9 protein-coding genes and 1 tRNA gene are annotated in these 11755 nt (G+C 66.6%); 2 read left to right on the top strand and 8 right to left on the bottom strand.

Annotated features, from left to right (window positions below; translation table 11 throughout):
* Positions 1 to 139: 139 nt before the first annotated feature.
* A complete protein-coding gene (locus ACI6S0_RS13450) occupies positions 140 to 2305 on the bottom strand; it encodes a TonB-dependent receptor (RefSeq protein ID WP_434403330.1) in 2166 nt (721 codons plus the stop codon).
* 200 nt (positions 2306 to 2505) lie between these two features.
* Entirely contained in the window at positions 2506 to 3495 is a 990-nt protein-coding gene (locus ACI6S0_RS13445) for a LysR family transcriptional regulator (RefSeq protein WP_434403329.1), read from the bottom strand.
* A 113-nt stretch (positions 3496 to 3608) separates the two neighbouring features.
* On the opposite strand from ACI6S0_RS13445, the gene ACI6S0_RS13440 reads away from it, so the two are divergent.
* Positions 3609 to 3682 (top strand) — tRNA-Gly (locus ACI6S0_RS13440).
* A gap of 72 nt (positions 3683 to 3754) precedes the next feature.
* Here ACI6S0_RS13440 and ACI6S0_RS13435 read toward each other — a convergent pair.
* The 4 genes from ACI6S0_RS13435 to ACI6S0_RS13420 form a co-directional block, all read right to left on the bottom strand.
* Positions 3755 to 4891, bottom strand: a complete 1137-nt coding sequence (locus tag ACI6S0_RS13435; protein ID WP_434403328.1) for an alkaline phosphatase — start codon at positions 4889 to 4891, stop codon at positions 3755 to 3757.
* 14 nt (positions 4892 to 4905) lie between these two features.
* On the bottom strand, positions 4906 to 7797 hold the full coding sequence (locus ACI6S0_RS13430) for a TonB-dependent receptor (protein ID WP_434403327.1): 2892 nt from the start codon (positions 7795 to 7797) through the stop codon (positions 4906 to 4908).
* A gap of 83 nt (positions 7798 to 7880) precedes the next feature.
* A complete protein-coding gene (locus tag ACI6S0_RS13425; protein WP_434403326.1) occupies positions 7881 to 8783 on the bottom strand; it encodes a FecR family protein in 903 nt (300 codons plus the stop codon).
* Between the two features lie 26 nt (positions 8784 to 8809).
* On the bottom strand, positions 8810 to 9316 hold the full coding sequence (locus ACI6S0_RS13420; protein ID WP_069336701.1) for an RNA polymerase sigma factor: 507 nt from the start codon (positions 9314 to 9316) through the stop codon (positions 8810 to 8812).
* Between the two features lie 196 nt (positions 9317 to 9512).
* Here ACI6S0_RS13420 and ACI6S0_RS13415 point away from each other — a divergent pair, with 196 nt between their 5' ends.
* On the top strand, positions 9513 to 10280 hold the full coding sequence (locus ACI6S0_RS13415) for a hypothetical protein (protein WP_434403325.1): 768 nt from the start codon (positions 9513 to 9515) through the stop codon (positions 10278 to 10280).
* A 64-nt stretch (positions 10281 to 10344) separates the two neighbouring features.
* Here ACI6S0_RS13415 and ACI6S0_RS13410 read toward each other — a convergent pair whose 3' ends face one another.
* Positions 10345 to 10536 (bottom strand): hypothetical protein, encoded by a 192-nt coding sequence (locus ACI6S0_RS13410; protein WP_434403324.1) that lies wholly within the window; start codon positions 10534 to 10536, stop codon positions 10345 to 10347.
* 147 nt (positions 10537 to 10683) lie between these two features.
* On the bottom strand, positions 10684 to 11679 hold the full coding sequence (locus ACI6S0_RS13405; RefSeq protein WP_434403323.1) for a LacI family DNA-binding transcriptional regulator: 996 nt from the start codon (positions 11677 to 11679) through the stop codon (positions 10684 to 10686).
* Positions 11680 to 11755: the final 76 nt, after the last annotated feature.

Below are 11755 nucleotides of genomic sequence, written 5' to 3'. Positions count from 1 at the left end.
CCGAATCCTCATGCTCTGCCGCAGCGCGTTCCATCGGCGCTATGTAACGAAAATGTCATTTTTTGCAATCGCTCCCTTCGCCCAGAGGGGCAGGCGAAGGGAGCGACCGGCGCCCCGCTGGGCGAGGCCGGGAGGCGGATCAGATCGAGATGCGCGCCGTCAGGCGGATGTCGCGCCCGGCGAGCGGGGCGAAATCCTTCAGGAAGCTGGCATGGCGCCGGGCTTCCACGTCGAAGATATTGTTGGCTGACAGCATCAGCGTGGTGCGGTCATTGCCGGCCAGCGGCTTGAACGAGATCGATGCGTTGACCATGGTGAAGCCATCGGTCGGCGTTTCGAAATCGGTCACCCGATCCTGCTCGAACACATGTTCCAGCTCGGCGCGGGCGCTCAGCCGTGCGCCCTGCGCCTCGATCCCGCCCAGCAGGCGGAGCGGGGGAATGCGCGGCGCCGGGCCATTGCCCTTGATCGTGGCGCGGACATAGTCGGCGACGCCGTCGATGTTGATCGCATAGCTGCCGACCTGCGCCAGCTTCACCGACGCTTCGGCTTCGAAGCCATAATAGCGCGCATCGGCCTGGGCATAGGCATAGCAGGGGAATTCCATCTCGGCCCCGCCATTGGCCGCCTGGCAGACGCTGTCGTCGACCACGCTTTCATAGATGAAGCCGCTGAACCAGTTATGATAGGCGGCCAGGCTGAAGCTGTAGCCATTGCCCGATCCGCGCAGCGTGCCTTCCACGCCCCAGCTCTTTTCCTTGCCGAAATCGGGATTGCCCAGCTCGAACGCCTGGGTGCCGGCATGATTGCCGCGCGCGAACAGCTCCTCGGCCGACGGCGCGCGCTCGCTGCGCGACAGGTTCAGGCCCACGCGCCAGCCGGGCATGATCGCCTGGCTGATGCCCAGCGATCCGGACAGGGCGTTGAAGCTGCGCTGGCTGGCTTCGGCAAACAGGTCGGCATCGGGGTCCGCCTGCAGCTTGCTATGTTCATAGCGCGCGCCCGCTTCCAGGCGGGTGTCGCCCAGGTCCAGCGACTGCAGCGTGAACAGGCCGAACTGGTCGGTCTGGTTCTTGGGCAGGAATTTCTCTTCGCCATCGGCCTGGAAACGACGGGTAAAGAACTGCGCGCCCGATGCGCCCTGCCAGCCATTGCGGTCGGCCTGGACGAATTCCAGCCGGCTTTCCATCGACTGGTTCTTGAAGGTGGTGCCGACCTCGCCCGACGGTTCGATTTCCTGATGCTGGTAATCGGCCCAGCCCGCGCGCAGGCGGATGCTGTCGAGGAAGCCGCCATTGACCGCGACCTCGCCGCGCAGGTCGGCGCGGGTCTGCTTCATCGCCAGCGTCACATTCTCGTGGCTGTGGCCCTCTTCCTCATGATCGTGGTCATGATCGTGATCATGGTCATGTTCCTCGGCCACTTCCAGGCGCGACGGCACGCCATAAGTGTTCTCGCTGTGCGAGATCGACATGCCCAGATTGCCGCCATCGCCGATATAGGCAAAGCCGCCGGCCACTTCCCACACTTCCGCCGCGGTATTGGCCAGCTTGCCCTTCAGTCGCGCATTGTCCTGGATTTCCTCCTCGTCGGAGGCGGCGGCGATGTCGCGCATCGCCTTGGACAGGATGTAGCCGCCGGTGCGCAGATTGTCGGTCTTGCTGTAGCTGCCATCGACATGGACGACGAAATTCTCGGTCAGCGGCACCTCGATCTCGCCCGAACCGCTGCGTTCGTTGGCGGCGCTGCCATAGGTGCCGATCGCGTCGATATGGATCGCCTCGTCCGGCACGCGGCGCGGGATGCGGCTGTCGATCACATTGACCACGCCGCCGATCGCCGACGATCCATAGAGCAGGGCGGACGGGCCGCGCAGCACCTCGATCCGGTCGGCGGTCAGCGGGTTGATCGCGACCGCATGGTCGACCGAGGTATTGGACACGTCGAAGCTGCCGATGCCGTCGGTCAGGATGCGCACGCGCTCGCCCTGGAAGCCGCGCAGGATCGGGCGCGATGCGTTGGGGCCAAAGGATGTGGCCGACACGCCGGGCTGGCGCGCCAGCGTCTCGCCGATGGTCGGGCGCAGGCTGCGGGTCAGTTCCTCGCCAGTGACGATCGATGTGCCGGACAATATGTCGCCCTGGCTGCGGGGGATCAGGGCGGTGACGACGATGTCGCTGCGCGGGTCATGATAGCTGCCATCGGCCTGGGTGTCGGCGGGGGCTGCGGTCTGGGCGGCGACGGGCCATGCCAGGCAAAGGGCCGTGAGGGCACAGCCGGCGCGCAGCGACGGGGAACGAAGCATCAGGCTTTTTATCCTTGCAGAATATGTGGGTCGGCTTCCGCGTATCGGTCATGATACATCATATCAATATATGATCGGCGAAATGAAGGCCGTTTCTGCCGCATTCACCACCAACTGTTGCATTTTTGCACGGCATGGCGCGCAGCATATTACCCGCCGCCAAGACGGATCAGCCGCGCAATTCCGCCATCATTTGCCGGTCAGAGGAAGAGGAAATCCGCCAGCGCCTGCACGCCAGGGCGCGACAGCGATCGTTCGTTGACGGTCTGGCGCACCTCGATCGCGGGCAATGGCACGTCCAGCGCCAGCCGGCGAATGCCGCTCATCCGGCCCAGGTCGCGGGCCATCGGACCGAACGCTGCGAAACATCCCGCGCCTTCGCGCAGGGCGGTGATGATGTCGAACATATTGTCGGTTTCCAGCATCACCGGACCCAGCCGGGCGCCGCCGCGCGCCAGCGCCGCGTCGATGATCGGGCGCAGCCCGTTGCGCGGATCGACCGCCAGTTGCGGGGTGATGGTCAGGTCGCCGCGCGATACGCTGCCCGCGCGCGCCAGCGGATGGTCCGCCCCGGCATAGAGATTGACCTGTTCCGACCAGCCATAGCGCGACGGCAGGCCGGCCGGCTCCTCCAGCGCATAGAAATAGGCGATGTCGGCGCGCAGCGATTCGATCGCCCGCGCCGCCTCGACCGCCGACTGGACGCTCAGGTCCAGGGTGATGGCGATATCGTCATTGGCCGCCTCGAACGCGGTCAGTGCGTCCTGGAAATGGCCGAACACCGGCGCCGGCGTCGCCAGGATGATGGCGCGATTGGCGGGCGGCGGCGTGGCCGGCAGCGACGGCAATTGCGCATCCGCATCCAGCAGCAATTCCGGCAGCGCGGGCGGCGGGGCTGGCGATGGATCAGGTTGCGGGGTGGGGGCGGGCGTGGCTTCCTCGGCCCAATCTTCGGGATCGTCCTGCGCCAGCAGGGTCATCGCCTGCGCCGTGCGCCGGCCCGCCGGGGTCAGCCGCGCCGCGCCGCGAATATCGTCGAACAGGCGATAGCCCAGCCGCATTTCCAGCGACGCCATGTCGCGCTCGATCACGGCGGATGAAACGCCCAGCGTCTGGGCGCAGCGCGACAGGCTGCCCGCGGCCACCATCTGCGCGAAAATGTCGAGTTGGCGCAGGGACGGGTTGGTCATGGCCGAGCGATAGAACAAAGACGAGGCCGGGTTAAGAGGCGTTCTCGCGCATTTACCATCAATGGGCTGTTGACGAGCCCCGGTGAATGATGGCAGGGCGCGTCACCTGACGGGCGGGTATAGCTCAATGGTAGAGCACTAGCCTTCCAAGCTTGTGATGCGGGTTCGATCCCCGCTACCCGCTCCAGTCCGTCATCCCCGACATATCAGCGGCACCGCAGCTTGATCCGCAGGATCGGGCCGGGTGCCGCTGCGGCGTTCAATCCTCCTTCGTCCAGCCCATCGCCTTCAGCATCACGTCGAACAGGCGGGTGTTGGCGAAGAAGCCATGGACCTGATCGGCGCCCGGCCCGGCGGCCGCCGCAATCACTTCCTCGCCGGTGTGACTGTCTTCGACGCCGATGATCGCATTGCTGGCGACCGTTGCCCCCGGCTTGGCGGCGGCGGCCGCATATTGCTGGGCCATCGGCGCGGTGCGCTTGCCGCTGGTCATGCGCAGGCCGAAACTATGGTCGGCGGTGAACAGGATCAGCGTATCCTTGCCCGCGATCGCGCTCACCCGGCGGATCATCTCGTCCATCTCGATCACATGTTTCAGGCCATTTTCCGGCTTGTCGGTGTGCATGTCCCATTCGACCATCAGGAAATAGCCCTTGGGATTGCGCGCCAGCTGGCCGATCGTCGCTTCGACCGCCGGGATCGGCGCATAATCCGCATCGCGCAGCACCGCCGCCCGGCCGCTATCCTTCACCAGTGCCGGATCATCCCCGAACCGATAGCCCGCCCTGGCAAAGGCCGCCTGCGGCGTGGTGCCATCCTTGGCGAAGGACGCGACCGCATCGGCCTGCCCCTTGCCGATCAATATGTCGACACCATTGCCGAAGCGGGGGGTCAGCATCTGGCGAAAGATCTGGTCCTTGTCCTTGCGCGTGGCGACATGGGCGAAGCAGGCGGCCGGGGTCGCGTCCCAGATCGGCATGTTGGTGACGACGCCGGTGGAAAGGCCGCGCTGCTCGGCATATTCCAGGAAGCTCTTGACCGGGGTTATCGCCCCATCGGCCGCCGGCAGCGCGGAGATCATGCCGCTGTTGGTCTTGTGCCCGGTCATGATCGCGCTCATGCCCGCCGCCGAATCCGTCACCCAATTGTCGAGTGCCGACGTATCGGACAGGCCGACATGGGGCATGGACTGGATGAACAGCGACTGCGGCCGGTCATGCGCCATGATGCCCGCAGCGTTCAGCGTCGGCACGCCGCCGGCATCGCCCAGGAACAGGATGATGTTGCGCGCCCGTTGTGGCGTGGCCCCATCCTTTGCCTTGTCCTGGGCCTGCGCCGGAGCGGCGGCGAGCATTGCGCCCGCCGCCAGCATGATCCCGATCGATCGCATCGTCATTGCCGTCCTTCCGTTCAGAAACGGGCCCGCAGGCCGGCCATCAGCGTGGTGCCATAATCGGTGTAGCCCGCGAAGCGATCGTCCCGGACATATTGCCACTGGACGCCGCCGGCCACGTTGATGCCCTGCACCACGAATGTGACATTGGGCGTGACCTTGTAGGAAATGTCGAAGTCCAGGCTGCCGAACGCCGCGTCGTTATTGGCGGCCAGCCCCGCGCCGCCGACATCGCGCAGCACCTTGCCGCGCCAGCTATAGCTGGCCCGTGCGCCGACCGGCCCCTTTTCGTAGAAGGCGGTCAGGTTGAAGCTGTCGCCGGCCACATCGGTCAGGTCGTCGCGGAAGGTGGTGCCATCGGACAGGGCATAGGTGCCCTTGCTCTTGGTATGGGTGTAATTGGCCTGGAAACCCAGGCCATCGAACGGCGCCGGCAGCATCTTGAACAGTTGCTGATAAGCGATCTCGATCCCCGCGACATAGGCATTGCCGCCATTTTGCGGCGCGGTCAGGCGATAGATCTGGCCATCCAGGTCGAAATTGCGGGTCTGCTGGAAGACGAAGGTCGTGATGTCCTTGTAGAAGGCGCCCCCGATCAGCGCGCTGCCCGGCGCGAAATACCATTCGACCGTGCCGTCATATTGCCACGCCTCGAACGGCCGCAGTTCGGGATTGCCGCCCACCGCCGTCAGCACGGTCGGGTTGGAATTGATCGTCAGGCGCGGCGCCAGGTCGGCCAGCGACGGCCGGGTGATAACCTTGGACGCGGCCAGATGCATTTGCAGGTTCGACGTGAACTCCGCGACCAGGTTGAGCGAGGGAAGAAAATTCCCGTAATTGCGCTCATAGCTGACCGGCAGCGCCGCGCTGCCATTGTCGGCATAGCCCGACGATGTCTGGCGGGTATGGGCGTAGCGCAGGCCCGCGTCGCCGCGGATGGTCATGCCGCCCAGCGGCAGGCTGAACTCCGCCATGCCATAGCCGCCGATGATCCGTTCATCGATGGCATAGCTGTTGCGCCGGTCGCCACGGGTCAGCGGCGCGTCGAGCAGCGCCTCCTTGCCGGTCGCCGCGTCCCAGAAACGGTCGGGATCGGGCATAACCCAGTTCGTCGGCAGGTTGCCGCCCACGCCGCTCAGGAAGTCGTCGACCGGGAAGGCCTCGAAATAGCTGTCGTCGAAGCGCTGGCCGGCGATGCCGCTGGTGAAGTTGATATCGCGGCGATTATAGGTGCGGTCGCGCTTTTCATATTTGGCGCCGAAGCGCAGCGCCTGCACCACGCCGCTCAGTTCGCGCTTGACGTCGAAGGTGGCCGCCCGCTGGCGATCGAGCGAGTCATTGACGCGATATTCGATCCGGCGGCCCGGCAAGGTGGTCGATTGCGTCAGGTCGGCGGTCAGGAACTCCAGGTTCGGCAACCGCTCGCCCACCTTGCCATAATCGAACGCGACCTGGCCGACGCTGCCGAGCAGGCGGGTGCGATAGATGGGCGTGGGCGTGTTGGAATAGGCCCGGCCCAGGCTCGCATCGGCGGCCAGCGTCCAGCCATTGGCGGACCATTTGGCGTTCGCGCCGATCAGCCAATTCTCATATTCCAGCCGCGACGTCTCGCGCCCGATCTGGGTCGATGTGTTGACGGTCGCGGCGGTCAGCACGCCATTTTCGATCACCGCCGTGCCCGGCACGATCGCGCCCGGCGTGGTCGCGGAAAAATCGGTCGAATAGGTCAGCTCGTCATAATCGATGTTGAGCCGGCTCCACAGGCCATCGACATTCAGCTCGAACCGGTCGTCGGGCTTCCACTGGATCGCGCCATTGAGGCCGATGCGGTCGCGATTCTCGCGCTCCAGCGTCGGGCGCGTGCTGGTCGGCACCAATATGGTGTCGCTGTCCAGCGTGCCGTCGCCATCCGCATCGATCCGCCCGTCGGCCCAGCCGACGCCGGTGACACGGTCCTGCCGCGTGGTGCGCTCGTCATAGACCGCCGCGATCAGCGCGCCGAACGTGCCCTCCTCATTGACCCAACTGGCCATGCCGGACAGGCGCGGATCGACCGTGTCGGCCAGGCGCGGCGAACTGGCGGTGGCGGACAAAGCCAGCACCGGCTTCTTGAGGTCGATCGGACGGAAGGTCTGCAGGTTCACGATCCCGCCGATGCCGCCTTCGGCCAGGTCCGCGCGCGGGCTCTTGATGACTTCGACCGCCGACATGAGTTCGGACGGCAGCGTGTCGAAGCGGAACTGGCGCCCGCTCTGGCCGCTGTCGCGCACATTCTCGTTCACCGCGGCCGACCGGCCATTGAGCGTCACGACCTGGAAATTGGCGCCCAGGCCGCGGATGCGGACAAACACGCCTTCGCCGCGATCGCGCACGATCGATACGCCGGGCACGCGCTGCAGCGCTTCGGCGATGTTCTGGGCGGGGAATTTGCCGATATCCTCGGCCTTCACCACGTCGACGACATTGGTCGCCTTGCGCTTTTCGGCCAGCGCGCCGGACAGGCTGGCGGCATAGCCGGTGACGATGATGTCGGGCGCGACTTCGACGCCGCCGCTGGCCACCGTCTCCTGCGGCGCGGCCGGCGCCGCCACGATCAGCAGCGCGCCATTGCCCTGCCGCCGCACCGCCAGCGGCTTGCCCTGGATCAGCCGCTCGACCGCCGCCATCGCGTCCATCCGGCCGCTCAGCGACGGACCGCTCATCCCGGCCACCAGCTGCGGCGCGAACAATATGTCGGTGCCGGTCTGGCGCGCCAGCGCCTCCAGCGCGGTCCCCAGCGGCTGCGCGGCGATCTGGACGGTCGCCTGGCGCTGCTGCGCCTGGGCCGGAACCGCACAGAAGGCGGCAAGAGCGGCGCCCAGCACCAGAGAGCGGCGCAAAGTGCGCGAAGAAGAAACGGTCACGATCATCCCCCGTGGACAGCGGCAGAAGGCGCCGCGCCTCCCCGACGCGCCAGCGGGATTTTACCCCACCCCGGCATCGGCGATTTTTTTCAGCCGCCCAGCAGCACCCGGTCGTCCATCTGGCGGACGGGCACGGACAGCAATTGCGACAGCGCCTGGCCCAGCGCGACATTGTCGCCCATCCGGTACATGCCGCTCACCCGCAGCGCGGCGGTGGCGGGATCGGCGATCACCAGCCGGGTCAGGCTGTAGCGATTGGCCTCCGCCGCCACCGCATCCAGCCGGTCGTCATGAAAGGCCGCCCGGCCGCTCAGCCAGGCCTGGGTGGTTTCGACATCGGGCCGATCAAGCTGCACGACATCGGCGGCATCGGTGCGGATGCGCTGCCCGGCCGACAGGCTGCGTTGCCCGCCGGCGACCGCGACATCGGCCTGTCCCGCCAGCGCCGTCATCGCCAGCCGGTCATCGCTGTCGCGCCGCACATCGAACCGGCCGCTGCCGGCGACGAAACGCCCCCGGCCGGCATCGATCGCAAAGGGCACGGCGGACGGCTTCACCGTCAGCGCGACGCGCCCCCGTTCCAGCCACAGCCGCCGCCGGCTGGCGCTCGCCAGCACCCGGACATCGGTATCGGTATCCAGGAACAGCGCCGATCCTTCCGGCAGGGTCAGCCGGCGCTGCTCGCCAATCCCGGTGCGATAGCGGGTGCCCGCCATCGCCGTCTGCATGATCGCCATGCCACCGCCGCCCACCACCAAAGTGCCGGCGCAGGCCGCCATCATCCGCCGGCGCGAAAGGGGGCGTGCGGATGCCGGCGCAGGGCGCGCCGCCGCATCGGTGCCGGGCACCAGCGCCCAGATATCGGTCGCCCGCTCGAAATCGGCCGCATGCGCAGGGTCGGCGGCGATCCAGGCGCGAAAGGCCTGCTCGTCGTCCACCGTCCGTTCGTCCGCATTCAGCCTTGCAATCCACTCGGCGGCGGTCCGGGCCATGGGGCGCTCACCGGGCATGTCGGGGCTCACCAATCCTTCGTCCATTCGCCAAGGAAACTCATCGCCCTGGCCATATGCTTCTCGACCGCGCTCTGGCTGATGTCCAGCCGTTCGGCAATCTCGCGATATTTGAGATTGTCGATCCGCTGCAGCAGGAACACCTCGCGGGTCCGTGGCGGCAACTGGTCGATCCCTTCCGACACGCGCCGCAGCCGCGCCTGTGCCATCAGCGCCTCGTCCTGCAACGGCGCGCCGTCACGCAACAATGCCAGCGCATCCTCGCCGCCCGCCGGCCCGCGCACCTTTTCCCGCCGATAGCTGTCCTTCGCCCGGTTGACCGCCGCGCGGACCAGAAAGGCTTCCTCATTGTCGGGCCGTTCGGGCCGGGCCGCCATGCGGACATAGGCATCGTGCAACAGATCCTCGCTGTCGGAACGCCGCGTCATCCGCTCGACCTGCGCCAGCAGCCCGGCCCAGCCGGTCCATAGCCGCCGCGGCGCCCGCAGCGCCTGTTCAGAAGGATGCTCGCTCATGCGACCGGCCGCTTAGCGGGCGCTGCGGTCAGTTTGATGACCAAGGCATTTCAATTGGATGACGCTGCGATCTTGTGACTTGCCGCGTGAATACGGGGATTGTCCGAAGCGTCGCCAGCGGCAATATGCCGTCTTGCTGGACATGGCGCCCCCGCGCGCCGCATGTCCGATCTGACGAAAGGGGCAAGGCCGGGCGATGGATAGGGTGGAGAATGCGGCGGCAATTGACCGGATCATCGAAAGCTGTCGCGCACTCTGCCTGGATGTGCGCTGGCATGATGTCTACACGCTGGCGACCTCGGTGGAACTGGAGGAGGTCAATCCCGCGCTGTTGCGGATGAAGGTCACGGCCGCCTGCGCCCTTAACGACAAGACGCTGCTTGCTGCACTCGCACCGGAAATCATCGACCTGCCGGACGGCCATGCGCTTTTCTATCCGTTGGTCGGACAGATACAGCGCAGCGGCCATGGCGATATTGGGGCCGACATGCTGCTGGCGCGCGCCAATGCGGCGGCCGATCCGCGCTATGCCGTTTTCCTGCGCCGCGCGATCAGCCTCAATCGTGGTGACGAGGCGCGCACGGCCACGCTGGAGGCCGCGCTCAATGCCGCGACCAATGGCGGTTGGGACATGAAGGGCGAACCTTCGTCCCATCATTTTCCCGCGCCGCTGCCGGCCCTGATGGGACCGCCGGTGCAGATCGTTCCCGCGCCGGGCGTGGATCGCCGGCATATCGACCGGCTGACCGGGGACACCGCGAAATTCCTCGCCAGGATGCGGAAGCCCGCGCCCGGCTATGTCGTCGAAGAAGCTTTCCGCCATTTCCGATGCCGACTTGCCGTCGCGCGACCGGGTATAATCGTCCCGCTTCCACGCTTCCCAGCGCACCTGGCCAAACTCGCGGGTCCAGTAGGTCCGCTCCATCTGCCGCGCGTCAAGCCGGATGGATCGACCTGCGAATAGGGGGGCAATATGGTGTTCAGTCGCTTGCCCGAACTGTAATTGAAATCGCCCCTGGTCCACAGCGTCAGGACTTTCGAAGGATAATCGTCGGGACATCCCCCCGATATTGCCACAGGATATTGTCGCGGATCGTCCGCCGGGCGCCGCAGTCCACAGCGTTCTGGGGCACCACCTTGGTCAGGTGATAGGGGATCCGGTCCGCCGACGTCAGGTCGCGCCGGTTCTTGCAGCGCGCATCGGTGGCGATCATGCCCATGATGATGCTCCAGGCAGGTCGACGGGGCAGGGCGCGCATGAACGATAGGGGGGGCGAATGAGCATGACGGCCCGCGCCGCTTTCGGTTCCCTGCGTCGGGGAGGACGGACGGATTTTTCGCTGGCAATGCCGGGCCTTGCCTTCGTCTTACGGCGTCGCTGCTCCCGTGCTGCCGCGCGCGACCAGCGAGAAGGTGAAGCGCGGCGGTTCGCCCGGACCGTTGATCAGCGCGTCGATCGCGGCGCGGCCCATATGGTCCAGCGGCTGGCGCACGGTGGTCAGCGGCGGCCAGCTGGTGCGGCTCGCGGGCGTATCGTCGAACCCGGCCACCGACAGATCCTCGGGCACGCGCAGGCCCAGGTCATGCGCCAGCGTCAGCACGCCCAGCGCCATCGGGTCGTTGGTCGCAAAGATCGCGGTCGGCCGGTCGTCCCGCTGCAGCAGCGCCTGGGCACAGGCGATGCCGGACGCGAAATCGAAACTGCCCTGCATGAACAGGCTGTCGTCGATCGGCAGGCCGGCCGCCGCCATCCCCTCGCGAAAACCTTCGACGCGCTGCAGCGCCGCCTTGTGGGTCGGGGGCGGGGTGATCACCGCGATCCGCTTATGGCCCAAGGACGCCAGATGATCGGCCACCATCCGCCCGGCGGCATGTTCGGGCGTCGGCATGTTGATGCCGCCCCTGGATGCGTCCGCCGTGCCGGCGATCCGTGCGCAGGGCAGGTTCATTTCCGCCAGTCGGTCGAGCAGCAGCGCATCGTCGGACAGCGGCGGCACCAGGAACACGCCGTCGGGGCGCAGCGCCGCGACCAACCGGTCCAGCACTTCGATCCGCTCCTCGCCGCCGTCGGAAATCGGCTCCACCACCAGATGATAGCCAAGGTCGCGGCAGCGCGCCGCTGCGCCCGACTGGATGCCGCCGGTATAGGCGGGGGCGGGGTTGCTGTAGAGATAGGCGATCATGAAGGACCGGCCACCGGCCAGCCGCCGCGCCGACTGGTTGGGGCGATATCCCAGCTGCTCGATCGCTGTATTCACCCGCTCGCGCAGTTCGTCGCTGACGTTCGGCGCCTTGTTGACAACGCGGGACACCGTCTTGATCGAGACTTTGGCGAGGGCGGCGACGTCATGGATGCTGGGCATGATTTTCCTGTATGGCCGGGCCGAAGGCGACTGGTGCTGCCCCGGATCTTTGTGGCACTATTCCCCATAGGACCAA

The sequence above is a fragment of the Sphingobium sp. DN12 genome (assembly GCF_051058005.1).
GTDB lineage: Bacteria > Pseudomonadota > Alphaproteobacteria > Sphingomonadales > Sphingomonadaceae > Sphingobium > Sphingobium yanoikuyae.
Note: the sequence above shows the minus strand (reverse complement) of the source record. Positions and strands in the feature narration are given on the sequence as shown.